We start from the raw sequence: 24,990 nt of genomic DNA, 5'->3' as shown, positions 1-24,990 counted from the left end.
CATGCGTCGTTTCCTGCTGGCATGGCTGCTTCCATATGGCTTCGTCCACGCAACGGATGCGCCGCGCCTGCTCGATGGATTCGATGCTGCTTCGGGATGGACCGCTGCGCATACCGACGATGTATCTGCGTCGTTGCATCCGGTGTCCGGCAAGCATGGCCGTGCCTTGTGCCTGGCGTTCGACTTCAACGGCGTGTCCGGCTCGGCCTCGATGCGTCGTGAGCTACCCGTCGATTTCCCGGCCGGATTCATGTTGTCGTTCGATGTGCGTGGCGACATGCCGGCGAATACCCTGCAGCTCAAGCTCATCGATGGCAGCGGTGACAATGTATGGTGGTTCCAGAAGCCGGGCTTCGTGCCGTCGGCTTCCTGGCGGACCGTTCAGGCCACCAGTCGCGAGGTGGAGTTCGCCTGGGGACCGACGAAGGACCGCGTGCTGCGCCATACACAGGCCATCGAGTTCATGGTCTACAAGGAGGCCCAGCCAGCGGGTGCTGCCGACAAGGGCGAGGTGTGTTTCGACAATCTGCGGCTCACGCCTCGCCAGATCGCAGCCGTTCCGCCCGTTGCAGTCACATCGAACGCGATGTTCGAGACACGGGCGAAGCACGGGCGCCGCGGGATCTATCCGCGCGGTTTCTCGGGTGAGCAGTCGTACTGGACGATCATCGGTGTCGATGGCGGATCGAAGGATTCGGCGTTGATCTCCGAGGATGGTGCCGTCGAAGTAACGCGGGGCGGCTTCACCATCGAGCCGTTTCTCATCGAGAACGGCAGGTTGACGACATGGGCGGACGTCACGGCCACCCAGGCATTGCGCGAACGCTATCTTCCGATGCCGTCGGTAACGTGGGCACGCGATGGGCTCCGGCTTACGAGTGCGGCTTTTGCCGAAGGCAAGCCAGGCGGGTCGTTGCTCGTGCTGTCCTACCGGGTGGCCAACGACAGCGACAAGGAGAGAAACGTCACGCTCGCGCTGGCTGCGCGTCCTTTCCAGGTCAACCCGCCGACGCAGTTCCTGAATGCACCGGGCGGCATGTCGCCTATCCACGATATGTCGTGGATAGGCGATGCCCTGGTCGTGAACAGCGAGCGACGGGTGATTCCGTTGCAGACGCCATCGCGTTTCGTGGCCCAGGCGGATAAAGCCAGTACCCTCGTGGACCAATGGTCCAGGGGCGACACCGTGGCGACGGTACAACCCCATGATGGCGTAGCGCGGGTCAGCGATCCGAAGGGTTTCGCACAAGGTGCGTTGCTCTATGAGCTTCGCCTGCCGGCGCATGGGCATGTCGATCTGGGCCTCGTGGTGCCGTCAACGCCCGGCATCGATGTACCACGTCCCGCCGACGCGGCGCACTGGCTTGAGGCCCATGCCGATACCGTAGCGTCGCAATGGCATGAAGCGCTCGATCGGGTCGATCTGCGCGTACCGGCCATGGCGCAACCCGTGGTCGATACGATGAAGACCGGCATCGCCCATATGCTGATCTCACGCGACGGGCCGGCCTTGCAACCGGGCACCCGATCCTACTCGCGGACATGGGTGCGCGACGGCGCGATGATGCTTGAGGGGTTGCTGCGAACAGGGCACGAAGATGTGGCGAGTGAGTTCGTACGCTGGTACGCGCCGCACCAGTTCAGTAACGGCAAGGTACCGTGCTGTGTGGATGCGCGGGGTTCCGATCCGGTGCCCGAGAACGACAGCCATGGCGAGCTGGTCTTCGCCATGGCCGAGTTGTGGCGTTACACACACGATCGCACGATGCTCGCATCGCTCTATCCGTATGCGGGCAAGGCTATCGATTACATGGACCGCCTACGTTTGTCGGAGCGACAGCCCGCCCGCCTGGATGGTGCTGATCGGGCTTTGTACGGACTCATGCCTGCATCGATCAGCCACGAAGGGTACTCGGCCAAGCCGATGCATTCGTATTGGGACGATTTCTGGGCGTTGAAGGGATATGACGATGCCGTAAGCCTCGCGCAGGCGATGGGCCGTGGCGAGGATGTCCGGCGATTTACGGCATCGCGCGATCAGTTCCGCGATGATCTGCATGCATCCATCGCTGCGGCCGTGAAGGAGAAAGGTATCGATTTCATCCCGGGCGCAGCCGAGCTGGGGGATTTCGATGCGACGTCGACGACCATTGCGTTGTCGCCGGGTGGTGAGCAGTCGCATCTGCCCAGGACCTTGCTCGACGCCACGTTTGAACGCTACTGGCGCGACTTTGTCGCGCGTCGCGATGGCCGGCGCGACTGGGACGATTACACGCCTTATGAGGTTCGCGTGATCGCCACCTTCGTCCGGCTGGGCTGGCGTGATCGCGTCGGCGAGCTGCTGGCGTTTTTCCTTGCAGATCGCAGGCCTGCCGCCTGGAACCAGTGGGCAGAGGTGGTCGGTCATGATCCGCGCAAGCCGCGTTTTGTCGGCGACATGCCGCACGCGTGGATTGCGTCGGATTACGTACGCTCGGCGCTGGACCTGTTCGCCTACGAGCGGACCGATGACCATGCCATCGTCCTCGGCGCAGGGTTGCCCATGGACTGGCTGGAAGGTGAGGGCGTGTCGGTACGTGACCTGCGTACGCCGTATGGGCGGCTGGGTTATACGCTCAAGGTGAAGGATGGGCGTGCCTGGGTGACTGTCACACAGGCGATCCGGCCGCCGGGCGGACTGGTGCTTTCATTGCCGGGGAAGGAAGTGAGGCTGGCGCAGACCGGTGCCGCGCAGGAGGTCTCTCTGTAGTCGAGGGCATGGGCTCATGCGCCTTCGGCGGTCGCGCGCAGGCGCGCTCCTACAGGGGAATGTAGGAGCGCGCCTGCGCGCGACCCAGCATCCCGGAAACCCACCACGTAGACACTCGCACCCGACGCGCTACGAAAGCACCCGACCTACCGGCTCAATGCGTCGCCACGCGCGTACGCAGCAGCGCATCCACCGACTGCTGCCATTCGGCGGAGCCTGGCTTGGCCTGCGGCGCTTCCTGTCCCAGCTTGCGATTCACGGCGTCATCCCATTCCGCCGAACCCGGCGTGGGGCCGTGACCGTCATCGCTGACCGCAAGGATCTTGTCGACCCAGGCAAGCCACTCGGGCGAGCCAAGAGCCGGATTGGCCGGAGCGGCCCTGCCCGGCGCAGGGGAGGACGCTGCCGTGGTGGCCGCGGCGGATGCAGCTTCGGGGGCCGGAGGCTCGGCATGCGAGCAGGCGGCGATGATCAGCGCCGCCGTCAGCGGCACGGCGGTGAAGAGAAAGCGATTGATGATGGAACGCATGGGTACATCGACCTCACAACAGCGTCAGACGTCCGATGCTAAGTGCCGTTACCCGTCCGTAAGTTGAACGCGCTACGGAACTTCTTGCGTTCGTTCAGCTTCGTGCCGCCACTTCATCGATATGGCGAAGCAGATCGGCCGGATCCTCGAAGACGCGATAGGCGCCTGCACGCTCCAGTTCATTCTCGCCATAACCGCCTGAAAGCAGGCCGATGCCCAGGGCCCGGGCCCGCTGGGCGGCCAGCATGTCCCAGATGGCGTCGCCGATGACCATGGCATCGCGGATATCGGTGCCCAGGCGCTCGGCAGCGGTGACGAAGAGGTCCGGATCGGGCTTTGCGTGGCGCACCTGGTCGCGGGTGACGACGGGGATCGTGTGCGGGTCCACGCCCAGCGCGGCAATGTTGTGGGCCGCCGTTTCCATGCGGCCGCTGGTGGCGATGGCCCAGGGGATCTTCGCGTCGGTGAGCCAGCGCAGCAGCTCCACGGCGCCCGGCAGGGGCTTCACGGCGCCTGCCTCGGCCAGCCGGCCATAGGCGGCGGCGTGGTTGCGGCGCAGGCGGTCGATGCGCTCGGGCGTGATCTCGGTACCCGTCTCACGCAGCAGGATATCGGTGAACAGGCCACCGCTCATGCCGATCTTCCGGTGGATACGCCACACGGAGAGATCGATGCCCTCCATGTCGAGCGATTCCTTCCAGGCGAGGACATGCTGGTAGACGCTGTCGACGAGGGTGCCGTCGAGATCGAAGAGGAAGGCGTGCTTTTGTCTGGACATACCCGAAGATTACACCTGTAGGAGCGCGCCTTGCGCGCGACCGGAGTTACCGAATGTCTCCGGAATACCCCGCATCGCCGCTTCATTGGCTTGTCGCGCGCAAGGCGCGCTCCTGCAGCGGCCTTAGAACTTGCCGGCGCGGAAGTCCGCGATGGCCTCGTGGATCTGCTCGGGGGTGTTCATCACGAACGGGCCGTAGCGGGCCACCGGCTCGGACAGCGGCCGACCCGCCACCACGAGGATACGGGTGACCGTCTGGCCAGCCGCCAGCGGCACGGTATCGCCGGTGCGCGAGAACACGGCCAGCTCGCTGCGATCCAGCACCTGCCCGGCCACATGGGCGGCTCCGCCGTCGAACACGTAGGCGAATGCGCTATGGCCCTCGGGTAGCGGCAGGTCGAGCGTCGCGCCGGGTTCGAGCGCGATATCCAGGTAAACCGGCGCCGTGACGATGCCCGAGACCGGACCCGTCGCGCCGTCCAGCTCACCCGCGATGACCTTCACGGTCACGCCTTCGGCCGGATGCACCGTCGGGATGTCGACCGGCGGGATGTCCTGGTAGCGCGGCGTGGTCATCTTGTCCGAGGCCGGCAGGTTCACCCACAGCTGGAAGCCCCACATCAGGCCGGCTTCCTGCTGCGGCATCTCGGAATGCAGGATGCCGCGACCAGCGGTCATCCACTGGACGCTGCCCGGACCCAGGTCGCCCCGGTTGCCGTGGTTGTCGCCGTGCTGCATGCGGCCGGCGAGCATGTAGGTCACGGTTTCGAAGCCGCGATGGGGATGCTCGGGGAAGCCTTCGATGTAGTCGCCCGCGTCGTCGGAACGGAATTCGTCGAGCAGCAGGAAGGGGTCCAGCATGTCGAGGGCTGGCTGGCCGATGACGCGCTTGAGCTTCACGCCGGCGCCGTCGGCGGTATCCATGCCGCGGACGCGGCGGATGATGCTGCGATGGGTCATGTCGTGCTCCGGGGTGTGCTTCTGATGCGCACAAGATGCGCCCGGGGACGGGGGATGCCTAGGTGTGTGGGGTGAACGATCTGTTTCGGTGTGGGGGTGCGGGGTTATCGCCTGGCCGGTCGCGCGCAAGGCGCGCTCCTACACAACAAGCCACGTCGCCCCCCCCGGGCCCACCGCGATCCTGTAGGAGCGCGCCTTGCGCGCGACCGGCCAGGCGAAACATCCCGATCAATGCACCCAATGCCCGGAACGCTGCCGCGGCGGATGATCGTCCCCCTCGGGACGCGGAGCCACCATCGACTTGATCTCGTCCTCGGTCGGCGGCTTCTGGCGCCAGTATTCGTTCACCGCATTGAGCACCTCGGGCAGCTGCCCCAGGCACTCATCGTATTCCTCGTCGCTGAGCTTCTCGAACTCGGCGTCTGCCTGGAGCACGCCTTCATCGACGGCCAGGGCCATCACCGGACCCAGCAGCTGCATCAGGTCAGGGTCTTCGGCGAGGCGGTTTTCCCACACCCCCGCACGCATGTCGATGCCGCGGCTGAAACCCTCGCACCAGCCGGCGGCCGACAGCAGAGGACCTTCCTCGGTATCGATCTCACCAAGGATGGGCTCGTACGCATCGACGTCGAGCTCGGCACTGATCGAGTCGTTGAGCTTGGCCAGCAGCGCCAGCACGCGGTTGCCTTCGTCCTCGTCGTCGAACGCCTCGTGCAGCACTTCGTGCAGCCACTCTTCGGGTTTGATTTCGAGCGGGCCCACCGCCACCGCCGAGAGCAGACCATGCACGCCGTCGAGCATGAGATCGCCCTCACCGCCGTGCGCGCGCAGGTAGGTGTCGAGTTCTTCGAGTTCCTTGTCGTCGAGGGAACTCGGCCATTCGGACTTGGGTACGTTCAAAGCGTCAGCTCCAGTGCCACCGGCGTATGGTCGGAGGGTTGCTCCCATTTTCGCGGGGCCTTGTCGATGATCGACGAGGTCGCCACGGATTTGAGCGCATCGCTGATGAGGATGAGGTCGATTCGCAGACCCATGTTGCGGCGGAACGCTGCCTGACGGTAGTCCCACCAGCTGAAAAGGCCGCCTTCTTCGGTGAAAAGGCGGAAACTGTCGTGCAGGCCCGTATCGAGGATGGCCTGCAAGGCGGCACGCTCGGGCGGGGAGCAGAAGATGTCCTCGCCCCAGGCCACCGGATCGTAGACATCGCGATCGTCACGGCAGATGTTGAAATCGCCCAGTACCACGAGCTTCGGGTGTCGTGCGATTTCCTTCTCGATGAAGTCGCGCACCTTTGCCAGCCAGTGCAGCTTGTAGGTGTACTTCTCGTCGCCCAGCGCCTTGCCGTTCACTACGTAGAGATCGATGACGCGGATATCGCCAACGGTGGCGGCGAGGATGCGTCGCTGCGGGTCGTCGAGGCCGGGGATGTCCGTCACGACGTCCACGGGCTCCTGCTTCGCCAGGATGGCGACGCCGTTGTAGGTCTTCTGCCCGGAGTACACCGAGCGATAGCCCATGGCGGCGATCTCGTCCACCGGAAACTTGTCGTCGGTGAGCTTGGTTTCCTGCAGCGCGACGATGTCCGGCTGCGCCTCGGCCAGCCATTGCTGGAGATGGGGCAGGCGGACCTTGAGCGAGTTGACGTTCCACGAAGCGATCTTCATCGCCCCATTGTAAAGGAAACCCGTGTGACGACCCGGCGTCACACGGGTTTCATCGTCAGGCCAGCCCGTAGCTCTTCAGCAGGGCGCCCGGCTGCGGCTCGCGGCCACGGAAGGCCTTGAACGATTCCAGCGCGGGACGCGTGGCGCCTACGGCCAGGACCTGCCGGCGGAACCGCTCGCCCGTGGCACGATCCAGCACGCCGGCTTCCTCGAAAGGCTCGAAGGCATCGGCCGAGAGGACTTCGGCCCACAGGTAGCTGTAGTAACCGGCCGAATAACCGCCGGCAAAGATATGCGTGAAGCCGTGCGGGAAACGCTGCCAGGCCGGCGGATGCAGCACCGACACCTCGTGGCGCACCGACTCCAGCACGTCCATGGGACGGGCACCCTTTGCCGGGTCGTATTCCAGGTGCAGGCGGAAATCGAACAGGCCGAACTCCAGCTGGCGTACCAGGAACATGCCGGTGTGGAAATGCCGGGCCTTGAGCATGCGCTCGTACAGCTCGTCGGGCAGCTCCTCGCCCGTGCGGTAGTGACGGGCAAACAGGCGCAGGGCTTCGCGATCCCAGGCGAAGTTCTCCATGAACTGGCTGGGCAGCTCCACCGCGTCCCATTCGACGCCGTCGATGCCACCGACGGACGGAATATCCACCTCGGTCAGCATGTGGTGCAGGCCGTGGCCGAATTCGTGGAACAGCGTGAGCACGTCGTCGTGCGTCAGCAGGGCCGGCGCGCCGTCGGTCGGGGGCGGGAAGTTGCAGGTGAGAAAGGCCACCGGCAGTTGCAGGTGCCCGCCGTCGCGGAAGCGCGCCTCGCAGACATCCATCCAGGCGCCGCCACGCTTGCCCGAGCGTGCGTAGAGGTCGACATAGGCGCCCGCGAAAACGGTGCCGTCGGCATTGCGCAGGTCGTAGTAGCGGACATCCTTGTGCCAGGTGTCCACGTTGTCGCGCGGCGCGAAGGTGACGCCGTAGAGACGATTCACCACGGCGAACAGGCCGTCGACGACCTGCTGGGCGGGGAAGTAGGGCTTCAGCTGCTCTTCGTCGAGCGCGTAGCGCTCGACGCGCAGCTTTTCGGCAGCGAAACCGACGTCCCACGGCTCCAGGTTGTCGATCTTCAGGCGTTCCGTGGCGAACTTGCGCAGTTCTGCCAGTTCTTCCTTCGCACGGGGGCGGGCCTTCGCGACGAGGTCGCGCAGGAAGTCGAGCACCACCTGCGGGGACGTGGCCATCTTGGTGGCCAGCGATTCCTCGGCGGCATTGGCGAAGCCCAGGAGCTGGGCGGCTTCGTGACGCAGGGCGACGATCCGGTCGATGCGCTCGGAGTTGTCGAACTTGCCCTTGTTCGGGCCCTGGTCCGAGGCGCGGGTCTGGTAGGCGTAGTACACGTCGAAACGCAGGTCGCGATTCTCGGCATAGGTCAGCACGGCCTGGACACTGGGCTGCTTGAGGGTGACCAGATACCCGTCGAGGTTGGCTTCGCGGGCGTATTCGCGCAGCACGGCACGGCCGGACTCCGGAATGCCCGCGAGGTCGCGCTCGTCGGTGATGTGCTTGTGCCAGGCCTCGGTGGCGTCGAGCACCGCGTTGGAGAATTCGGTGCTGAGCCTGGACAGCTCCACCCCGATCTCGCGGAAGCGGCTGCGCGCCGGTTCTTCCAGGGCTACGCCGGACAGGCGGAAATCGCGCAAGGCGTGCTCGACGGCCGCACGGGCCGCCACCGGCAGCGAAGCGAAGTCGCTCCGGTCGGCCACGGCCTGGGTCGCCGCATAAAGATCGCGGTTCTGGCCGATTTCGATGCCGTGGTCGGTGAGTTTTTCTTCCGCCGCGCCGTGTGCCTTGCGCAGGGCTTCGGAGTCGGCCACCGAATGCAGGTGGCTTACCGGCGACCAGGCCCGCGAAAGGGTCTGGTCGAGGCGTTCCTGGGCGAGGATCACGTGCTCGAAATCGCGGGCTGCGCCCGCTGCCGTGATGGCATCGATGCCGGCGCGCTGCGCGGCAATCAGGCGGTCGACCGCAGGCTCCACGTGCTCGGGCCGGATCGCCGAAAACGCCGGCAGGTCGCCGCTGGGATCAAGAAGGGGGTTGGTGGTGCTGTCCATGGGATCTCCTCTCGGATTCCCAGCGTGGAGCCAGCGGCGCATCAAATCAAGCAGCCGCCCCCTGTAGGAGCGCGCCTGCGCGCGACCGGTCATCGCGACGGATGACCGTTATCGCGCTCACCGGTCGCGCGCAAGGCGCGCTCCTACAGCAGGTATTCGTCTTTCAGGCGGACGTAGTTGGCTGCGGAGTAGTAGAGCTGCTCGACCTGCTTGTCGCTCAGCACGCGCACCATCTTCGCCGGATTGCCCACCCACAGCTCCCGCTCGCCGACCACCTTGCCCGGAGGGACGAGGGCACCGGCGGCCACGAAGGCATGCTTCTTCACCACCGCACCGTCGAGCACCGTCGCATGCATGCCGATCAGGCAGGCGTCTTCGATGGTGCAGGCGTGGATGACCGCCCCATGACCGATGGTGACGTCTTCGCCGATCAGGGTGGGGAAGCCGCCCGGTGTGTAAGGGCCATCATGGGTGACATGGATCACCGCGCCGTCCTGGAGATTGCTGCGGGCACCGATGCGGATGTGATGCACGTCGCCGCGGGCGACGGCACCCGGCCAGATCGACACGTCATCGCCCAGCTCGACGTCGCCGATGACCGTAGAGGCCGGATCGACGTAGACGCGGGCACCAAGGCGCGGAAGGATGCCCCGGAACGGGCGGATGGCATGGGGCATGAGCTTCAAGGGACCGTGAACGTAGCCGGCAGGATACCGCCTTCGCGCCCCGGCCCGGACCGGTTTACTGGAAGCGGCCGCCCGTGATGCGCCCATCCGCGTCGAACTGCGGGAAATAGCGGCTGTTGTTCATGCGGATTTCCATCGTGGTGGCCGTATTGGGCATCACCAGCAGGACATCGGGATAGGCCGCGTGGAACTGGGCCGCCGTGGGATGCGTACCGATGAAGGCGTCAAAGGCCTTGGTATCGGTGACGAAACCGGCGACCGGCGCTGGCTGGCTGGCGGCAGGCGCAGTGCGGCATGCGCTGAGGATGGCGACGCCGAGAACGGCCATGAAGAAAAGCGTGGCGAGACGGTGCATGGGGCAGGCTCCTTGCCTTGGGGGAGGGCCGATTATCCCCCGAATGGGGTATGCCAACCATGAACGTATTCGGCAGGAAGGAGGGTCGCCTCCTTCCTGCCTGCGGAATCAGCGGAAGCTGCCGCCCTGGATACGGCCGTGCGCGTCCAGATCAGCGAAGTACCGGCTGTTGTCCATGCGCAGTTCGCGGGTGGCCATGTCACCGGGAAGCACGAGGGTCAGACACGAATAACGGCTGCGGAATTCGACCGGGGTCGGACGCGTGGCGACGTAGGCGTCGAAAGCGGCCATGTCGGTGATGCCACAACGACGCACGTCGTTGCCGCCACCGAAACCCGGAACGGGTCGGTCCGCCTGCGATGCAGCGGCCGGAAAAACCATGCTATCGGTGGGGGTATGGGCCGATACAGCCAGCGGAGCGGCCACGAACAGGGCCGAAAGAAGGATGCGATACATGTGTGGCTCCTTGCCGGGATAGGTTGATTCGCTGAATCAGCGGAAGCGGCCGCCGACGATACGGCCATGCGCGTCGAGCTGCGCGAAATAGCGGCTGTTGTCGTAGCGGATTTCGGTGGTGGTGACGTCGCCGGGGAGCACGAGGCCGACGCACGAATAGAAGGCACGGAACTCCGCCGGCGTGGGCTTGCCGGCGATGAAGGCCGCGAATTCGTTGAGGTCGGTCACGCCACAGCGGGACGGTACCGGCTGGATGGCCGGGGCATCGACGACGGGCGTGGAGACCTGGGCGGCGGCGATGGCCGGAGCGGCGACGAAAAGGGCCACGAGGGCCTTGCGAACGATGTGGTTCATGAAGGAGGTTCCGTTTCCTGTGGTGGTCGTTGTCCGTCCTTCGCCGTGGCGAAGAGCGGGCGGCCACTATGGGCATCCGGCGCCAACCGCTTCCTGAATTCGCCTATCCGCCATGCCGACGCATCGCGTCGGCTTTCGCCTCGTCTTCGGCGGTTACCACCTGCTGCTGCGCATCGAGCTTCGCGCCCAGGATGATGAGGGTGTAATTGGTGGGGTCGAAGTCGCGCAGCAGTGCGATTTCACGTCGGGCTTCTTCGAGCTGGCGGCGGTTGATCTGCTGCTCGATTTCCTGCGAGGCGAAGGGCAACGTCTCGCGCAGGGCATCCAGCGCCGACGGGTTGTCGGGGTCGAGCTGGATGATGCTGAGGTAATACTCGTAGGCGTTATTGCCCTGGGGGGCTACCAGGCGCCCCTCCTTCGTTGCCTGCCGCGCCAGGCCGAGCAGGATGTCGACCTCGCTCGAATGCCCCGCCGGGTCCGTGGATACGCTGAGGGTATGCCCGATCATCGCCCCGGTATCGGCACGATGACCGCGCAGCCATATCGTCGAGGCTATCGCACAGGCCACGATGGCGGCTGCGCCGATGATAAGGATCGCGCGACGGGATGGCACGACCGGTTTGGCAAGGAGCATGGGGGCGGCTCGCAATGGGGCATCCGCCGACACACCCACTGTGGCCGACGGACGCGGACGGTATCGCAGCTTCGTTGCAGTACCGTGGCAGTTGCAGACAACGTGTTACAGATGATTCGACGAGGCGTGGTGCACACCACCCAGGCTGCGAAGATCCGGTTCAAGTGCCAGCGCGGCAATCTCCCGGTCGAAACAGGGGTTGGCCTGTCGTACGGTTTCCAGCGAATGGCCGTCCAGCAACTGCTTGCGAACCTGCTGGCGCTGGGCATCACTGCATACTTTCTTCACCACGAGGCGCGTGGTGGTATGGGTGTCACCGGCAGCGGCGGTAGACGCCGCCAGGCCAAGAAGGGCAAGGGTGATGCATCGATACATGGTGTGACTCCGTGTCATGAAACATAAAAGGCGCATGCGAGCCATCCGCTACGCATGCACCCTTCACTTTGACATGGAGTGGCAGGCCACGGGGCCTGTCATCCGGGGGATTTCACCGATATGTCCCGTCAGAATTTCGCGCTGACGTTGAAGAAGTACTGGCGCGGCGCACCGGCCATCAGCGTCTGGTTGTAGCCGTCCGGATCGGAGGCCACATAGCCGTTGGTGCCGGTGGAAGCGAAGTAGCGCTTGTTGAGCAGGTTGGTGACGTTGAGGCCCACGCTCAGGCCCTTGAACACGTCGAGGTCGCCGAAGTCGTACGCGAGGCCGGCGTTGAAGATCCAGTACGACGGCACCTTGGAGTCGTTGATGTACGTGATGTAGCGCTGGCTGGTGTACTTGCCTTCGAGGTTGGCGCGCCAGCCGGCGATCTCGTAGCTGACCGAGCTGGAGAACATGGTCTTGGGCACGCCCACCACGTACTTGTCGGCCGTGTTGATCGTCACGCCGCCGGTCACGTAGTCGTCCTGGTACTGCGACTTGTTGTACGAGAACGAATTGAGCCAGCTCAGGCCCTGCACCGGCTTCCACAGGAAGGCCAGGTCGGCGCCCTGGCTCTTCACGTCACCGACGTTGTTGAGCGAGGAGGCGCAGGTGACCACGGCGGGGCAGGGCGTGACCACCAGCAGGCGGTTCTGGAAGCGGGTGTAGAACACGCCCACCGAGGCTTCGAAGGTGTCGCCGTGGGCGCGGTAACCAGCCTGCCAGGTCTGCGATTCTTCCGGCTTCAGGTGCGACTTGGCCGCATCGAACGCTGCCTGCGAGGTGCTGAACGGCGTGATGCCGTAGGCAGAGATGTTCTTCGCGTACGAGGCGTAGATGTCCTGGTTGGCGTCGAGCTTGTAGTCGATACCTGCCTGCGGCAGGAAGCCCTTGCTGGCCTTCATGCTGCCCTGGGCAAACGATGTGGTGGGCACCCGCGAAGTGGCATCGGTGGTGACGCTCAGCGACTTGGCACCGACGTTGATCGTGAGCTGGTCGTCGAGGAGATGGATCGTATCCTCGGCGTAGGCCATGCGTGTCTTGGTTTCATAGTGCTGCAGGAACGCACGCAGGAACGGTGTCTGGTCGTTATAGACGCGGTACAGCGCGGTGTACTCGCCGCCCAGGGGGAAGAAGTTGCGCTCCTGGTTGGTATTGGACTCTTCGCCCCACACGCCCACTTCGATGTCGTTGTTGCCGACGGTGGCTTTCAGCGCCGAGGTCAGGCCATAGCGGTCCAGGCCGTAATCGGTGGTACGCATGGACAGCGGCACGGTCGGCGACGAGGCCTGGTACGGCGTGGCCCACTGACCTTCGCCGCGATCGGTGTGGTAGTAGCCCGTGCTGTCGAGGGTGATGCCCTCGCCGAGGTTGAACGAGCCGGACAGGCCTGCAAGGCTGTCCTGGCGGATGCCGCCGCCGGCGTAGTACGTGGCGTCGCCCTTGTCGTAATTGGCCGGCAGCCCGTTGAGCACGGCCGGGTAGGCGCCCTTGCCGTTGAGCGCATTCGCCATCTGCACGGCGGTGTTCCAGTCCGGCTGCAGGTAGTCCCAGTTCCAGCCCAGCACGCGCTGGCTGGTGAGGGACAGATCCATGTAGTCGTATTCCTTGCGCTTGCTGCTGTCGGCAAACAGGCTGATGCGGTTGCCGTCGCCCCACTGGTACACGGCCTTCAGGTTGGCCTGGTTCGACTTCTGGTCGCCGAAGCCCTTCCACTTGTCGGTATCGGCGTGCACGAAGGACACGTAGGCAGAGAAGCCGCCGTGGTCACCCGTATCCACGCGGGCGAAGGTACGCTTGGTCGAATCCGAGCCGATGACCTGGCTCAGGCGCACGCCCGGCTTCATGTCCGGATCGGCAGAGTAGAACTGCACCGTGCCGCCGAGGTTGGTATTGGAGGCGGTGCCGAGGGCACCGGCGCCCTGGGCGAGTTCCACCGTCGACAGATTCTCGGTGGTGATGGCGCGGGTCACCTGCAGGCCGTCGGTCACGCCGTAGCCCATCGTGCCGAGCGGGATGCCGTCGAGGGTGAAGCCCAGCCGCGACTGATCGAAACCATGCAGGTTGATCTGCGTAGACCACTCGTAGGCGCCGAACGGGTCGGCTGCCTGGAACTGCACGCCGGGCAGTTTTTCCAGCGCTTTCAAGGCGCTGGTGCCGGGCACCTGCTGGCGCACGATCTCGTCGGTGCCGATGCTCTGGATCTGGCGGGTTTCGCCCGGCGCGATCACCGACACGGCGTCGAGCTGGCGGGCGGTCTTGCTGCTGTTGCCGTCCGTGTTGGTGTCCGCATCCGTCGACGCGGCAGCCGGAGCCGGCTTGGCGCCGTCGTCGGCGGCCTGGGCAAGGCCCACGTGAAGGGTGAGGGCAAGGGCGGTGGCGAGGGCGGTACGACGGAGTGCGGTACGGGCGAACGTCATCGGGAAATCCTTCCTGGGCATTCGCGAAAGCGTCGCCTGACTTCATGTAACGATGCTTACTCGTATATGACGGGCGTCTTACGCCAATACCGGCCTCGGCTGCTATCGTCATGCGTGTTTCGTCCAAAAGAGCGCGACGCCATGCCTTATTTCTACCTCGCCATCGCCATCGTCGCCGAGGTGGTCGCCACATCCGCCCTCAAAGCCTCGGATTCGTTCAGTCGTCCGTGGCCCAGCGTCGTGGTGGTCATCGGCTATGGCATCGCCTTCTGGTTCCTGTCCCTGTGCCTGCGCACGATTCCCACCGGCATCGCCTACGCGATATGGTCCGGGGTAGGCATCGTGCTCATCTCGGCAGTCAGCTGGGTCTGGTACCGCCAGGCCCTGGACCTGGCCGCACTCATCGGCCTGGGCCTGATCATCGCGGGGGTGATCGTGGTGAACGTCTTTTCGAAATCGGTGTCGCACTGAGCGGCGAGGTTCGCCAACCCGTTCACTGAAAACGGCCGCTCATCCGGCCAGCCTTGGGTCCGGTACACGACCCGTTTGTCAGGAGGATCCGATGCGTCGTTCCGCGTTGCGTTTCCTGGGTATCGCCATCGCGCCGGCATGGCTGGCCGCGTGCGCCACGTCATCCCCGCCGCCGGTAGCCGTGGTCACACACCATGTGGCTCCCATCGCCGTCTCCTGTACGACGGACGCCATGACCGAACAGCCCTGCATTGCACAGGCCCGCGAGTCGTGCCAGTCACCACAGGTGGATACGATCCACCTGGTGCTGGCCACGCCAGTGACTACCGGCGTCGACCAGCACGGCAAGTCGAGCTACCAGTACCGGGCAACCTATACGTGTCCGCATAGCGTGACGGCACTGGCGCCGAAGTAACACAGCTCAATGCACCAGGGCGGCGCTGGCCAGCTCGCGTTCGATGAAGTCCGGCGTAAAAGCCGGCGCATAGCGCTTGATCACCCTGCCCGAACGATCGACAAGGAACTTGGTGAAGTTCCACTTGATGTCCTCCGCCCCGAGCAGGCCGGGCGCGGCATGCTTCAACGAAGCGAACAACGGGTGCGTCCCGGCGCCATTGACCTCCACCTTGGAGAACATCGGAAAGGTCACGCCATAGGTAAGGTCACAGAACGATTTGATCTCGGCGTCCGCACCCGGCTCCTGGTTTCCGAACTGGTCACAGGGAAAACCGAGGATCTCGAAATCCTGCCCGCGCATACGCTGGTACATCGCTTCCAGGCCCTGGTATTGCGGCGTGAACTGGCAGCGTGAGGCCACGTTGACGATAAGCAGCGCCTTGCCACGATAGGTGTCCATGGACACGATATCGCCGTCGATGGTGCGCAGCTGGTGCTCGTAGATGGACTGCATGGCGGGATTCCCTGTGGTTGATCAGGGGAGTGTCCATCTCAGGGGATGGCAAGACCAATCGATTGATTCAACACCCGCCATAGGGAACGGCTATCCATCGATGACCCCATCGTTGCCCTCAATCATGCATCGCTACTCATCCTCAGGAAGACTTCGATGGGGGTAGCGCAAACTTCACGGGAATGATTGCGTAACCCGAATCCGGCTTGCCGTCCTTGCCAACATGCGGATTGAAATGGTGCTGCGTCACCATCTTCTTCGCGGCATCGTCCAACTCCGGATACCCGGACGATTTCTCAACCGTTGCGCGGGATGCTGTGCCTTCGGTATCCACAAAGGTTTTTACGACGACAAGACCTTCGTGCTTTGCGGCGATGGCATCTGCTGGATAGGGCGACGTGCTCGTACCATCACCCGTCGATGGCGCCGCCGCATCCACGCCTTTCTGCGTTTGTGGTGCCGCGAACGCGCTTTGAGCGATCAACCACACCAAGGACGTCAGTGCGTAAATTCCTGCTGATTTCATGATCACCCTCTCAAGCCATCGATGGCTGGTGGCGTAGGGTGCTCCCTGGCCGCAGGCGAGACAAGCGACGGAATGATCAGGCTGCCGTCATGCGTTCCAGTTGGGTGAGCCAGGCCATGGCATACGTGTTGTCCGTCCCGCACATCTCCTGTTCGGGACGCAGGCCGCCACACACCTTCGGCCGTTCGGGACGACCGAAGATGGCGCAGCGATTGTCCGCCGTGAGCTGGATGCAGCGAACGCCTGCCAGCTTGCCGTTGGGCATGCCGGGAATGGGCGAGCTGATCGACGGAGCGATGCAGCACGCGCCACACCCGGGGCGGCAGGCAAGAGCCATGCTCAGAAGCGCTGGCGCAATTCGCGGTAGACCGGATCCGTATCCGGACGCTGGCCGTGCCAGCGCTCGAAGCCGTCGGCAGCCTGTTCGATCAGCATGCCCAGGCCGTCGCGGAACCAGTCCGGACGCACGCCAGCGGCAACCGCCCAGCCCTTGAAGCCGGCAGCCGCGGTGCCGTAGCAGATGTCGTAGGCGGTGGAATGGTCCTGCACGATGGACATCGGCAGGTCGAACTTGCCACCGTCGAAACCGATAGACGTGGCGTTGACCACGAGATCGAAGCACTCGCCGTCCAGGCCGTCCCAGTAACGCGTGTGGCAACGCGCAGGTTCGCCGATGGCATCGGCAAGCTCGTCGGCGCGCTCGGGCGTGCGGTTGACGATGGTCAGCGTCTTTACGCCAGCATCCATCAGGGCCCAGGCTACGGCCTTGGCCGCGCCGCCGGCACCGAGCAGCAGCGCGTCGTGACCACGCAGGTCAAAGCCGTGGCGTTCGGTGATGTCACGGACAAAGCCGCTGCCATCGGTGTTGTGAGCCTCGATGCGACCATTGCCCAGATGGGTAAGAGTGTTCGCGGCACCGGCGCGCTTCGCCGCCTCGGTCACCTCGTCGGCCATGGCGAGCGCCACCAGCTTGTGGGGCATGGTGACGTTGGCCCCATGGCCGCCTTCGGCAAAGAAGCGACGGACCTCGGCTTCGAAGACCACGGGCGCGGCGTCGATGACACGGTAATCGAGGGCGATACCCAGCTGTTTCGCGAAAGCCGAATGGATTTCGGGGGACAGCGAATGCGCGATCGGATGACCGAACACGGCGTAACGACGAGCTTCGACGCTCATGGACTCTCCTGGCTCTTGGCCGGACACCATGTCCGGCGGACGGATTCTAGCAATGCGGCGGTGGAAGGGCTGTCGCGACCCGTGAGACAGGGGCTGCCTACCTTAGGCCCCACCACCACCGGCAGGAATCCCGCCATGAACACGCTCTCGCCGCACCGCCTTCGCGCCCTTATCGCCCTGGCCTGGCTGGCCGTGGGCAGCCTGCTGCTGGTGCTCACCCCGTTGTCCGCGCGCAGCGACGCCTTGGGCTGGTCGCCGTTGTTCTGGCTGGTGCTGGCGCCGGCAAGCGTGTTGCTGGCGATGCGGCCGAAGCTGCCGCTGGAGCTGCTGGCGGCACTCCTGCGCCGCTGAGTTTCATGTAGGAGCGCGCCTTGCGCGCGACCGGTGATATCGAAACGATGAAAATTTTCGCGACAACCGGTCGCGCGCAGGCGCGCTCCTACAACAGCCTGCGATCACGTATGGAGAGGCGGCGGGGGCGGCCCTTGGCGCGACTGATGGAGGTGAGGGGAGTGGGCGGATAAGGCCGCGTAGCGGGGCCGGCCAGGAAGGCCGGCCCTTTTCGCCGAGGCACGGAGGCCGAGTCGAAAAGCCCCGCCCGCTCCCCGTGCCCGAAGGGGCGCGAGCCATCAAAACACTGAGCCGCGCAGCGGCTCCTCCTTTCCCGAGGGACACCGCAGGCCGGAGCGCCAAGGGCCGCACCCGTCGCCTCTGCTCCGCCACGTATGAGCGCCGATGCGAGGCTGATAGGCGAGCCCTTGCTACGGAGCGAGACACCACAAGGGCTGCATTCCTACGGAGCGCAACATCGCCGATGCGATCGGCTCCTACACCTTCGGTAGGGAAGCCTTCTCATTCGGAGATGTCACGTTTCAAATGGTCGCGCGCGGGGCGCGCTCCTACAGGGTGGTGGGGTCAGGTGCTTAGGCCGAGGCGTTTCATTTCGAGGCGGCGGAGGAATTCCTGCATGATGCGCAGGTAGAGGTCTTCGCCCAGGTAGGCGTCTTCCACGCCTGCGTCGATGGACGGGTTGTCGTTGACCTCGATCACTACCGGGCGCTCGCCTACCTGTTTCAGGTCGACGCCGTAGATGCCGTCGCCGATGGTCTGCGTTGCCTTGAGCGCCAGCTTCACCACTTCGCTGGGCGCATCGCGCACGGGCACCGTGCGGAAGCCGCCGGATTTCGCCGTGCCCTTGGCACCGTGGTTGTAGATCTGCCAGTGGCCGCGCGACATGAAGTACTGGCATGCATACAAGGGCTCGTGGTTGAGCACGCCGATACGCCAGTCGAATTCCGTGTAGAGGTATTCCTGTGCGATGAGCAGGGCGCTGTGCGAAAACAGCTCGCCGGCCGCTTTTTCCAGTGCTTCGCGGCTTTCCACCTTCACCACGCCGCGCGAGAACGAACCGTCCGGGATCTTCAGCACCAGCGGCAGGCCCAGCCGGTCCGGCAGTTCGCGCAGCTGCTTCGGGTCGTCGCGATAGATGATCTCGGTGGTTGGCGTGGCGAGCTTGCGCGAGACCATCAGGTCGTTAAGGAAGATCTTGTTCGTGCAACGCAGGATCGAGGTCGGATCATCCATCACCACCATGCCTTCCTTCTCCGCGCGATGCGCGAAGCGGTAGGTGTGGTTGTCGCTGGCCGTGGTTTCGCGGATGAACAGGCCGTCGTACTCGGCCAGGCGCTGGTAGTCGTTCTTGCCGATCGGATCGACCTCGATGCCCAGGTGCTTGCCCGCCTCGACAAAATGCTTCAGCGCCTTGCGGTTCGACGGCGGCATGGCCTCGTTGGGGTCGACCAGCATCGCGATGTCGTAGCGATAGCGGCGGCGTGTACGCGGCTTGCGCCATATCTTTCGCGAGAACTTCTCCAGCGCGGCAGCGAAGGCGTCTTCCTGGGCGTCGTCCAGCGTATGCAGGCCCACCGGCTTCACCGCCGTCACCTGCCAGATCCGCTCGCGCTCGAACTCGATGCGCATGAGCGGGCAGGGGAACATGTCGAAGACCTGGCGGGCGAGATCCTGCAGGTCGGGATAGGCGGTTTCGCCGAAGTAGACCAGGACACCGAAATCAGTGGTGTCGCGACCGCCGGCCGGCAGGAACTTCTGCAGCCTCTGGTTGAGGTCGTCGATGTCAAGGCCATAGAGCGAACGACGGCGCAGGTCGTTCACCGTGCGCACCGAGGGGATCACCTTGTGGCCGCGGGCCTCGGCCAGCAGTGACACGTAGTAACCGGTGCCCAGGTACTTGTAGCTGCGGCACAGGTTGATGACATGGGTGCGCTCGTCGTCGCCACCGATGGGCTCGCGGAGGTAATCCATGGCACTGACGACGTCGGCTGAAGGGTAGTACGAGCCCCAGTCCGAGGCTTTCTCCACGACGATGACGAGCCGGCTCATGAGACCTCAGCAAACGACGATTCCGTGTCCGGGGCCCGACATCGGGCCGCCGCGTTTCGCCGGTGCCGGCAGTGTGTTCCCCGCTGCCACGACGCACAAGCCGGGGCGCTGAAGCCCGATTGAACGGGTTCATGAAAAAGTCATTGATCGATGGGGGCGAGGGGTCTACAGTGCCGCGCTTGCCGAATACCCCTGTCCGGCTCCGCAGCCGTCCTGTCCCACCCGCGCCGGAGTTCCATCACGCATGCGTCCACCCCCGGTTACCGCCGCGGTACGCGTTCGTCGCGCCGAAGTCAGCGATCTCGACGACCTGGTCGCGCTCGAGGAATCGAGTTTCGCCCAGGATCGCCTGAGCCGCGCCCAGTACCGCAAGCACCTCGACAGCGAAACCGCCCTGGTCCTGGTGGCCAGCGCCAATCACCGCCGTTTCCTCGGTACCGCCGTGGTGTTCTTCCGCAAGGGCACCACCGTGGCACGCCTGTACTCCCTCGCCACCCAGCCGGCGGCCCAGGGCAAGGGCGTGGGCTCGGCGCTGATCGAGGCTTCCGAGGTATCGGCACGCCAGCGTGGCTGCCGCTCGCTGCGCCTTGAAGTACGCAAGGACAACGGCGTCGCCATCCGCCTCTACGAGCGTCTGGGCTACGAAAAGATCGGCGAGTACGCGGCGTATTACGCCGACGGCACCGACGCCCTGCGTTTCGAGAAGCAGCTCTGAGCGGTCACGGGGCTATACTGGCCCTCGTTTCCAGGGAACCGACCATGCGCCGATCGATCCTCCCATGCGCCCTCCTCATTGCCGTCGTCGCCCTGTCGGGCTGCGGCAACAAGGGCCCGCTGTTCATGCCGCCTCCGCCTGCGCCGGGCAGCACCGCCAAGCCACAGGCCGTTCCGCATCCGGCTGCCGCGTCCACGGTGCAGGGCCCCGCGCCCGTGAGCACCACGATGTCGCCGTTCAACCCGATCATCCACCAGTAAGCCGCCATGCCCTCCCGCTTCACCAAGATGCATGGGATCGGCAACGATTTCGCCATCGTGGACTGGCGTGACGATGCCGGCCGCGTCCCCGACGCGGCGCGCATCGCCGCGCTGGCCGACCGCCAGACAGGCATCGGCTTCGACCAGCTCATCAGCATCGAGCCGGCGCGCGATCCCTCCTGTGCGTTTTATTACGGCATCTGGAACGCCGACGGCTCGCCCTCGGGCCAGTGCGGCAACGGCGTGCGTTGCGTGGCGGCCTGGCTTTATCGCGATGGCGCCATCGAGCGCGACGTGCCGGTCAGGCTCGAAAGCCCGTCCGGGCCGGTCACCGTGCGCGTGCTCGGAGCGGACATGGTCACGGTGGATATGGGCGAACCGGATTTCACGCCCGCGCATATCCCGCTCGACCGCCCGGCGCATTCGACCTACACGCTCGACGTGGACGGCGACGAGGCCACCTTCGGCGCCGTCTCCATGGGCAACCCCCACGGCGTGATCTTCGTCGATGATGTCGCCGACCCGCGTGTCGACCAGCTCGGGCCGAAACTCACGCGTCACCCCGTCTTCCCGGAAGGCGCCAACATCGGTTTCGCCCAGCGCCTGGGGCCCGATCGCCTGCGCCTTCGCGTGCACGAGCGCGGCAGTGGCTGGACACGCGCCTGCGGCACCGGCGCCTGCGCGGCCGCCGCCGTGGCACGCGTCCTGGGTCTTGCCGGCGACACCGTGCATGTCGAGCTTCCCGGCGGCACGCTCACCATGGCGTGGGAGGGTCCAGGCCATACGCTATGGATGACCGGTCCGGCCGCCTTCGTCTTCGAAGGCGAGGTGTGACGTCAGCCTCCGAACGCGGCACACTGGGTCAGGCACGCAGCAGATGAAGGACAGCCCCATGAGCGAGACCGCGATCGAAGGCGACATCGAGCCGATTACCGTGGCGTCCTACCTGCGCCGGCATCCGGACTTCCTGGCCGATCACCCCGACCTGGCCGACCTGCTCGTGCTGCCCACGCGCAATGGTCCGGCCACCTCGCTGGCCGTGCACCAGCTGCGCAGCCTGCGCGAGAAGAACACCGAACTCGAAACCCGGCTGCGCGAGCTGTCCACCGTGGCCGGCGAGAACGAAACGCTGATGCGCCGCGTACACAGCCTCATGCTGGCCCTGCTCAGCGCGGGCGACATCGCGGAAACCGTGCGCAGCGTGGTCCGCCGGCTCACCGACGACTTCGGCTCCGAGCGCGTGCGCCTGGTCTTCTTCGGCGACCTCGCCGGCCTGCCCGACGAACCGTGGCTGCTGCGCGAAGCGCGCGGCAGTGCCGGCCTGCCGGAGTTTGCCTCGTTCCTCGAACACGGCGACCCGGTCGCCGGCCGCCTCGCGCCCGAGAAACTGCATCGCCTGTTCGGCGAGGAAGCCGGGGAGGTGCGCTCGGCCGCCCTCATGCGCATCGGCCGCGACGCCATGCTGGCCATCGGCAGCAACGACGCCGGTCGCTTCCACCCGGGCATGGGCACGTTGTTCCTGGACATGATTTCCACCAGCGTCGGCTCGGCGATCGAACGGGCCCGGAAGGCCGCGTGACACCGCAGGAGGCCGTCGAGGCCTTCCTCCGCCACTTCGCGGCGGAGCGGGCACCGTCCGCCCACACGCTGGACGCCTACCGTCGCGACCTCGGCAAGCTGCTCGCCTTCATGGAGGCCGAGGGCATCACCGGCTTCGACGCCCTGGTACCCGATCGCCTGCGCAGCATGATCGCCCGTGAGCATCGCTACGGCCTGGCGCCGAACAGCCTGCAACGGCTGCTCTCCGCCTGCCGCACCCTGTTCCGCTACCTCCAGCGCGAGGGCCGGCTCGCCCACGATCCGGCCGCCGGCGTTCGTGGCCCGAAGGTACGGCGCAAGCTTCCGCACGTACTCGACGTGGACGAAGCCAAGCAACTGGTGGAGACCACGCTCGACGACGCCCACGCACCGCGCGACACGGCCATGCTGGAACTGCTCTATTCGAGCGGCCTGCGTCTTTCGGAGCTGTGCGGCCTGCGCTGGGGCGACCTCGACCTGGACGACGGGCAGGTGAGGGTGCTCGGCAAGGGCAACAAGACACGCATCCTCCCCGTGGGCCGTTACGCCGTCACGGCCCTGCGCAACCTCGCCGCGCAGGGTGGCAACGCACCGGAGCAGGCCGTGTTCAAGGGCCGGGCCGGGCTGCCCATCCATCCGCGTACCGTGCAGAAGCGCCTCAGCCTGCTCTCGGCCGGGCTGTCCCGCCACGTCCATCCGCACATGCTCCGGCACACCTTCGCCAGCCACATGCTGGAGTCCTCCGGCGACCTGCGTTCGGTGCAGGAGCTGCTGGGCCATGCGGACATCGCCACCACCCAGATCTACACCCACCTCGATTTCCAGCACCTGGCGAAGGTCTACGACGCCGCCCATCCCCGGGCCAAACGGAAGTCGTGACGCATTTTCGGCACTTGCCCGGACCGCCTTCCGGCCCCACGTTGGGCCTCTCCCCCAAGGAACGCACCATGGAATCGATGCACGCCACGACCATCGTCTGCGTCCGCCGCGGCGACAAGGTCGTCATCGGCAGCGACGGTCAGGTCACCCTCGGCAACACCGTGATGAAGGCCAACGCCCGCAAGGTCCGTCGGCTGGGCCGGGGCGACGTGCTCGCAGGCTTCGCCGGCGCCACCGCCGACGCCTTCACCCTGTTCGAGCTGTTCGAGGAGAAGCTGGTCAAGCACGGCTACAACCTCACCCGCGCCGCCGTCGAGATGGCCAAGGAATGGCGCACCGACCGTCGCCTGGGTCGCCTGGAAGCCATGCTGGCCGTGGCCGACCGCGAGGCCTCGCTGATCATCTCGGGCAACGGCGACGTGCTGGAACCCGAGCACGGCCTCATCGCCATCGGTTCGGGCGGCCCCTATGCGCAGTCCGCCGCGCTGGCCCTGCTTGAGAACACCGACATGGATGCACGCACGATCGCCGAAAAAGCGCTCAAGATCGCTGGCGATATCTGCATCTATACCAATCACAACGTTTCGATCGAAGAGCTCTGAACGATGTCCGAACTCACCCCCCGCGAAATCGTCAACGAACTCGACCGATACATCATCGGCCAGCACGACGCCAAGCGTGCCGTAGCCATCGCGCTGCGCAATCGCTGGCGCCGCATGCAGCTCGAACCGGGCATGCGTGACGAGGTCACCCCGAAGAACATCCTGATGATCGGCCCCACGGGCGTCGGCAAGACCGAGATCGCCCGCCGCCTGGCCACCCTGGCGAACGCCCCGTTCGTGAAGGTCGAAGCCACGAAGTTCACCGAAGTGGGCTATGTCGGCAAGGATGTGGAGTCGATCATCCGCGATCTTGCCGATGTCTCGTACAAGCTGGTCCGCGAGCAGGCCAAGTCGCGCGTGCGCAGCCAGGCCGAGGATGCCGCCGAAGACCGCCTGCTCGACGCCCTGCTGCCGCGCCGCCAGTCCACCGGCTGGGACGACACCGGCACGGGCGCGCCGGCCATCGACAACGACACCCGCCAGAAGCTGCGCAAGCAGCTGCGCGAGGGCGCGCTGGACGACCGCGAGATCGAGCTGGATTTCGCCATGAACGTGGGCGTGGAGATCATGACTCCGCCGGGCATGGAGGAAATGAGCCAGCAGCTGGGCCGCATGTTCCAGAACCTGGGCGGCAGCAAGTCGCAGAAGCGCAAGATGAGCATCCGCCAGGCACGCCCGCTGCTGGTCGAGGAAGAAGCCGGCAAGCTGCTCAACGACGAGGAACTGCGCAGCCGCGCGGTGGATATCGCCGAGCAGAACGGCATCGTCTTCATCGACGAGATCGACAAGGTGGCACAGCGTTCGGAGTGGGGCGGTGCCGGCGTGAGCCGCGAAGGCGTGCAGCGCGACCTGCTGCCGCTGGTCGAGGGCTCCACGGTCTCCACCAAGTACGGTTCGATCAAGACCGACCACATCCTGTTCATCGCCTCGGGCGCTTTCTCGCTGGCCAAGCCCTCGGACCTCATCCCCGAGCTGCAGGGCCGCCTGCCGATCCGCGTGGAGCTGAGCGCGCTGTCGGTGGACGACTTCAAGCGCATCCTGCGCGAGCCGAACAACGCCCTGACCAAACAATATGTTGCGCTGCTGCAGACCGAGGGCGTCACGCTGGAGTTCACCGACACGGGCATCGACCGCCTGGCGGAGGTGGCCTTCCAGGTGAACGAGCGCACCGAGAACATCGGCGCCCGCCGCCTGCATACGGTCATGGAGCGTCTTCTGGAGAAGATCTCCTTCGAAGCGGCCGACAAGTCCGGCGAAAATTACGGTATTGACGCTGAATACGTCGATAAAAACCTGTCTTCGCTGGTCAAGGACGAGGATCTGAGCCGTTACATCCTCTGAACATGGATGACCCCTCCCCTCTGCTA

29 protein-coding genes are annotated in these 24,990 nt (G+C 65.3%); 11 read left to right on the top strand and 18 right to left on the bottom strand.

All coding sequences use genetic code 11. The features are described 5' to 3' along the window. The first annotated feature begins 1 nt into the window (after position 1). Complete coding sequence (locus HBF25_RS01145) at positions 2–2,749, top strand: glycoside hydrolase family 15 protein (protein ID WP_166945765.1); 2,748 nt, start codon at positions 2–4, stop codon at positions 2,747–2,749. A 154-nt stretch (positions 2,750–2,903) separates the two neighbouring features. Here the strand turns inward: HBF25_RS01145 and HBF25_RS01140 are convergent, their stop codons facing one another. The 13 genes from HBF25_RS01140 to HBF25_RS01080 form a co-directional block, all read right to left on the bottom strand. Beyond that, on the bottom strand, positions 2,904–3,278 hold the full coding sequence (locus HBF25_RS01140; RefSeq protein ID WP_166945763.1) for a hypothetical protein: 375 nt from the start codon (positions 3,276–3,278) through the stop codon (positions 2,904–2,906). 94 nt (positions 3,279–3,372) lie between these two features. Then, positions 3,373–4,056 (bottom strand): HAD family hydrolase, encoded by a 684-nt coding sequence (locus HBF25_RS01135; protein WP_166945761.1) that lies wholly within the window; start codon positions 4,054–4,056, stop codon positions 3,373–3,375. Positions 4,057–4,179: 123 nt separating this feature from the next. Beyond that, positions 4,180–5,016, bottom strand: a complete 837-nt coding sequence (locus HBF25_RS01130) for a pirin family protein (protein WP_166945759.1) — start codon at positions 5,014–5,016, stop codon at positions 4,180–4,182. Between the two features lie 228 nt (positions 5,017–5,244). Then, positions 5,245–5,964 (bottom strand): YecA/YgfB family protein, encoded by a 720-nt coding sequence (locus tag HBF25_RS01125; protein ID WP_166945757.1) that lies wholly within the window; start codon positions 5,962–5,964, stop codon positions 5,245–5,247. Further along, entirely contained in the window at positions 5,913–6,680 is a 768-nt protein-coding gene (xth, locus tag HBF25_RS01120; RefSeq protein ID WP_166945755.1) for an exodeoxyribonuclease III, read from the bottom strand. Before xth ends, HBF25_RS01125 begins: the two co-directional genes overlap by 52 nt. Positions 6,681–6,735: 55 nt before the next feature. Next, the gene (locus HBF25_RS01115) at positions 6,736–8,784 is read right to left on the bottom strand and encodes a M3 family metallopeptidase (protein WP_166945753.1); all 2,049 of its coding nucleotides are present in this window, start codon (positions 8,782–8,784) and stop codon (positions 6,736–6,738) included. A 143-nt stretch (positions 8,785–8,927) separates the two neighbouring features. Then, positions 8,928–9,461, bottom strand: a complete 534-nt coding sequence (locus HBF25_RS01110) for a gamma carbonic anhydrase family protein (RefSeq protein ID WP_166945751.1) — start codon at positions 9,459–9,461, stop codon at positions 8,928–8,930. A 64-nt stretch (positions 9,462–9,525) separates the two neighbouring features. Further along, positions 9,526–9,825: a hypothetical protein gene (locus tag HBF25_RS01105; RefSeq protein ID WP_243852918.1), complete on the bottom strand. Its 300-nt coding sequence runs from the start codon at positions 9,823–9,825 to the stop codon at positions 9,526–9,528. A gap of 108 nt (positions 9,826–9,933) precedes the next feature. Next, positions 9,934–10,281: a hypothetical protein gene (locus tag HBF25_RS01100; RefSeq protein WP_166945749.1), complete on the bottom strand. Its 348-nt coding sequence runs from the start codon at positions 10,279–10,281 to the stop codon at positions 9,934–9,936. 36 nt (positions 10,282–10,317) lie between these two features. Then, positions 10,318–10,635 carry a hypothetical protein gene (locus tag HBF25_RS01095; RefSeq protein WP_166945747.1) on the bottom strand — a complete coding sequence of 106 codons (318 nt, stop codon included), beginning with the start codon at positions 10,633–10,635 and terminating at the stop codon, positions 10,318–10,320. A gap of 103 nt (positions 10,636–10,738) precedes the next feature. Then, positions 10,739–11,269 carry a hypothetical protein gene (locus HBF25_RS01090; protein ID WP_166945745.1) on the bottom strand — a complete coding sequence of 177 codons (531 nt, stop codon included), beginning with the start codon at positions 11,267–11,269 and terminating at the stop codon, positions 10,739–10,741. 105 nt (positions 11,270–11,374) lie between these two features. After that, positions 11,375–11,644 (bottom strand): hypothetical protein, encoded by a 270-nt coding sequence (locus tag HBF25_RS01085; RefSeq protein WP_166945743.1) that lies wholly within the window; start codon positions 11,642–11,644, stop codon positions 11,375–11,377. A gap of 128 nt (positions 11,645–11,772) precedes the next feature. After that, on the bottom strand, positions 11,773–14,106 hold the full coding sequence (locus HBF25_RS01080; protein ID WP_166945741.1) for a TonB-dependent receptor domain-containing protein: 2,334 nt from the start codon (positions 14,104–14,106) through the stop codon (positions 11,773–11,775). A gap of 141 nt (positions 14,107–14,247) precedes the next feature. Here HBF25_RS01080 and HBF25_RS01075 point away from each other — a divergent pair, with 141 nt between their 5' ends. Next, a complete protein-coding gene (locus HBF25_RS01075; RefSeq protein ID WP_166945739.1) occupies positions 14,248–14,577 on the top strand; it encodes a DMT family transporter in 330 nt (109 codons plus the stop codon). A 91-nt stretch (positions 14,578–14,668) separates the two neighbouring features. After that, a complete protein-coding gene (locus HBF25_RS01070) occupies positions 14,669–14,992 on the top strand; it encodes a hypothetical protein (RefSeq protein ID WP_166945737.1) in 324 nt (107 codons plus the stop codon). Positions 14,993–14,998: 6 nt separating this feature from the next. On the opposite strand, the gene HBF25_RS01065 is transcribed toward HBF25_RS01070, so the two are convergent. The 4 genes from HBF25_RS01065 to aroE all read right to left on the bottom strand — a co-directional run bounded on the left by HBF25_RS01065 (position 14,999) and on the right by aroE (position 17,189). Then, positions 14,999–15,487, bottom strand: coding sequence for a glutathione peroxidase (locus tag HBF25_RS01065; protein WP_166945735.1), 489 nt, complete (start codon positions 15,485–15,487; stop codon positions 14,999–15,001). A 142-nt stretch (positions 15,488–15,629) separates the two neighbouring features. Next, positions 15,630–16,013, bottom strand: a complete 384-nt coding sequence (locus HBF25_RS01060; RefSeq protein WP_166945733.1) for an energy transducer TonB — start codon at positions 16,011–16,013, stop codon at positions 15,630–15,632. A 76-nt stretch (positions 16,014–16,089) separates the two neighbouring features. Next, positions 16,090–16,350 carry a YkgJ family cysteine cluster protein gene (locus HBF25_RS01055; RefSeq protein WP_166945732.1) on the bottom strand — a complete coding sequence of 87 codons (261 nt, stop codon included), beginning with the start codon at positions 16,348–16,350 and terminating at the stop codon, positions 16,090–16,092. A 2-nt stretch (positions 16,351–16,352) separates the two neighbouring features. After that, positions 16,353–17,189: a shikimate dehydrogenase gene (gene aroE / locus HBF25_RS01050; RefSeq protein WP_166945730.1), complete on the bottom strand. Its 837-nt coding sequence runs from the start codon at positions 17,187–17,189 to the stop codon at positions 16,353–16,355. A gap of 135 nt (positions 17,190–17,324) precedes the next feature. Between aroE and HBF25_RS01045 the strand changes: the two genes are divergently transcribed. Then, positions 17,325–17,540 carry a hypothetical protein gene (locus HBF25_RS01045; RefSeq protein WP_166945728.1) on the top strand — a complete coding sequence of 72 codons (216 nt, stop codon included), beginning with the start codon at positions 17,325–17,327 and terminating at the stop codon, positions 17,538–17,540. Positions 17,541–18,104: 564 nt separating this feature from the next. Here the strand turns inward: HBF25_RS01045 and HBF25_RS01040 are convergent. Further along, positions 18,105–19,589 (bottom strand): RimK family protein, encoded by a 1,485-nt coding sequence (locus tag HBF25_RS01040; RefSeq protein WP_166945726.1) that lies wholly within the window; start codon positions 19,587–19,589, stop codon positions 18,105–18,107. A 244-nt stretch (positions 19,590–19,833) separates the two neighbouring features. Here HBF25_RS01040 and HBF25_RS01035 point away from each other — a divergent pair, with 244 nt between their 5' ends. From HBF25_RS01035 to hslU, 7 genes are all read left to right on the top strand, one after another. Then, positions 19,834–20,304 carry a GNAT family N-acetyltransferase gene (locus tag HBF25_RS01035; RefSeq protein ID WP_166945724.1) on the top strand — a complete coding sequence of 157 codons (471 nt, stop codon included), beginning with the start codon at positions 19,834–19,836 and terminating at the stop codon, positions 20,302–20,304. A gap of 44 nt (positions 20,305–20,348) precedes the next feature. Beyond that, positions 20,349–20,564 (top strand): LPS translocon maturation chaperone LptM, encoded by a 216-nt coding sequence (lptM, locus tag HBF25_RS01030; RefSeq protein ID WP_166945722.1) that lies wholly within the window; start codon positions 20,349–20,351, stop codon positions 20,562–20,564. Between the two features lie 6 nt (positions 20,565–20,570). After that, positions 20,571–21,398, top strand: coding sequence for a diaminopimelate epimerase (gene dapF / locus HBF25_RS01025; RefSeq protein ID WP_166945720.1), 828 nt, complete (start codon positions 20,571–20,573; stop codon positions 21,396–21,398). A 58-nt stretch (positions 21,399–21,456) separates the two neighbouring features. Continuing rightward, positions 21,457–22,143 carry a DUF484 family protein gene (locus tag HBF25_RS01020; protein WP_166945718.1) on the top strand — a complete coding sequence of 229 codons (687 nt, stop codon included), beginning with the start codon at positions 21,457–21,459 and terminating at the stop codon, positions 22,141–22,143. Then, on the top strand, positions 22,140–23,021 hold the full coding sequence (locus HBF25_RS01015) for a tyrosine recombinase XerC (RefSeq protein WP_166945716.1): 882 nt from the start codon (positions 22,140–22,142) through the stop codon (positions 23,019–23,021). The genes HBF25_RS01020 and HBF25_RS01015 overlap by 4 nt, the downstream gene beginning before the upstream one ends. Positions 23,022–23,089: 68 nt before the next feature. Then, positions 23,090–23,623, top strand: coding sequence for an ATP-dependent protease subunit HslV (hslV, locus tag HBF25_RS21995; protein ID WP_208392356.1), 534 nt, complete (start codon positions 23,090–23,092; stop codon positions 23,621–23,623). Positions 23,624–23,626: 3 nt separating this feature from the next. Next, the gene (hslU, locus tag HBF25_RS01010) at positions 23,627–24,964 is read left to right on the top strand and encodes an ATP-dependent protease ATPase subunit HslU (RefSeq protein ID WP_208392355.1); all 1,338 of its coding nucleotides are present in this window, start codon (positions 23,627–23,629) and stop codon (positions 24,962–24,964) included. The last annotated feature ends 26 nt before the right edge of the window (positions 24,965–24,990 follow it).

The sequence above is a fragment of the Luteibacter anthropi genome, from assembly GCF_011759365.1.
GTDB classification, from domain to species: domain Bacteria; phylum Pseudomonadota; class Gammaproteobacteria; order Xanthomonadales; family Rhodanobacteraceae; genus Luteibacter; species Luteibacter anthropi.
This window is presented reverse-complemented; position numbering and strand designations above follow the sequence as displayed.

Excerpts from the sequence above, each read along its gene's own strand:
- HBF25_RS01145 (WP_166945765.1), top strand. The coding sequence starts at position 2 with ATGCGTCGTTTCCTGCTGGCATGGCTGCTTCCATATGGCTTCGTCCAC.
- HBF25_RS01140 (WP_166945763.1), bottom strand. The coding sequence starts at position 3,278 with ATGCGTTCCATCATCAATCGCTTTCTCTTCACCGCCGTGCCGCTGACG.
- HBF25_RS01135 (WP_166945761.1), bottom strand. The coding sequence starts at position 4,056 with ATGTCCAGACAAAAGCACGCCTTCCTCTTCGATCTCGACGGCACCCTC.
- HBF25_RS01130 (WP_166945759.1), bottom strand. The coding sequence starts at position 5,016 with ATGACCCATCGCAGCATCATCCGCCGCGTCCGCGGCATGGATACCGCC.
- HBF25_RS01125 (WP_166945757.1), bottom strand. The coding sequence starts at position 5,964 with ATGGGAGCAACCCTCCGACCATACGCCGGTGGCACTGGAGCTGACGCT.
- xth (WP_166945755.1), bottom strand. The coding sequence starts at position 6,680 with ATGAAGATCGCTTCGTGGAACGTCAACTCGCTCAAGGTCCGCCTGCCC.
- HBF25_RS01115 (WP_166945753.1), bottom strand. The coding sequence starts at position 8,784 with ATGGACAGCACCACCAACCCCCTTCTTGATCCCAGCGGCGACCTGCCG.
- HBF25_RS01110 (WP_166945751.1), bottom strand. The coding sequence starts at position 9,461 with ATGCCCCATGCCATCCGCCCGTTCCGGGGCATCCTTCCGCGCCTTGGT.
- HBF25_RS01105 (WP_243852918.1), bottom strand. The coding sequence starts at position 9,825 with ATGCACCGTCTCGCCACGCTTTTCTTCATGGCCGTTCTCGGCGTCGCC.
- HBF25_RS01100 (WP_166945749.1), bottom strand. The coding sequence starts at position 10,281 with ATGTATCGCATCCTTCTTTCGGCCCTGTTCGTGGCCGCTCCGCTGGCT.
- HBF25_RS01095 (WP_166945747.1), bottom strand. The coding sequence starts at position 10,635 with ATGAACCACATCGTTCGCAAGGCCCTCGTGGCCCTTTTCGTCGCCGCT.
- HBF25_RS01090 (WP_166945745.1), bottom strand. The coding sequence starts at position 11,269 with ATGCTCCTTGCCAAACCGGTCGTGCCATCCCGTCGCGCGATCCTTATC.
- HBF25_RS01085 (WP_166945743.1), bottom strand. The coding sequence starts at position 11,644 with ATGTATCGATGCATCACCCTTGCCCTTCTTGGCCTGGCGGCGTCTACC.
- HBF25_RS01080 (WP_166945741.1), bottom strand. The coding sequence starts at position 14,106 with ATGACGTTCGCCCGTACCGCACTCCGTCGTACCGCCCTCGCCACCGCC.
- HBF25_RS01075 (WP_166945739.1), top strand. The coding sequence starts at position 14,248 with ATGCCTTATTTCTACCTCGCCATCGCCATCGTCGCCGAGGTGGTCGCC.
- HBF25_RS01070 (WP_166945737.1), top strand. The coding sequence starts at position 14,669 with ATGCGTCGTTCCGCGTTGCGTTTCCTGGGTATCGCCATCGCGCCGGCA.
- HBF25_RS01065 (WP_166945735.1), bottom strand. The coding sequence starts at position 15,487 with ATGCAGTCCATCTACGAGCACCAGCTGCGCACCATCGACGGCGATATC.
- HBF25_RS01060 (WP_166945733.1), bottom strand. The coding sequence starts at position 16,013 with ATGAAATCAGCAGGAATTTACGCACTGACGTCCTTGGTGTGGTTGATC.
- HBF25_RS01055 (WP_166945732.1), bottom strand. The coding sequence starts at position 16,350 with ATGGCTCTTGCCTGCCGCCCCGGGTGTGGCGCGTGCTGCATCGCTCCG.
- aroE (WP_166945730.1), bottom strand. The coding sequence starts at position 17,189 with ATGAGCGTCGAAGCTCGTCGTTACGCCGTGTTCGGTCATCCGATCGCG.
- HBF25_RS01045 (WP_166945728.1), top strand. The coding sequence starts at position 17,325 with ATGAACACGCTCTCGCCGCACCGCCTTCGCGCCCTTATCGCCCTGGCC.
- HBF25_RS01040 (WP_166945726.1), bottom strand. The coding sequence starts at position 19,589 with ATGAGCCGGCTCGTCATCGTCGTGGAGAAAGCCTCGGACTGGGGCTCG.
- HBF25_RS01035 (WP_166945724.1), top strand. The coding sequence starts at position 19,834 with ATGCGTCCACCCCCGGTTACCGCCGCGGTACGCGTTCGTCGCGCCGAA.
- lptM (WP_166945722.1), top strand. The coding sequence starts at position 20,349 with ATGCGCCGATCGATCCTCCCATGCGCCCTCCTCATTGCCGTCGTCGCC.
- dapF (WP_166945720.1), top strand. The coding sequence starts at position 20,571 with ATGCCCTCCCGCTTCACCAAGATGCATGGGATCGGCAACGATTTCGCC.
- HBF25_RS01020 (WP_166945718.1), top strand. The coding sequence starts at position 21,457 with ATGAGCGAGACCGCGATCGAAGGCGACATCGAGCCGATTACCGTGGCG.
- hslV (WP_208392356.1), top strand. The coding sequence starts at position 23,090 with ATGGAATCGATGCACGCCACGACCATCGTCTGCGTCCGCCGCGGCGAC.
- hslU (WP_208392355.1), top strand. The coding sequence starts at position 23,627 with ATGTCCGAACTCACCCCCCGCGAAATCGTCAACGAACTCGACCGATAC.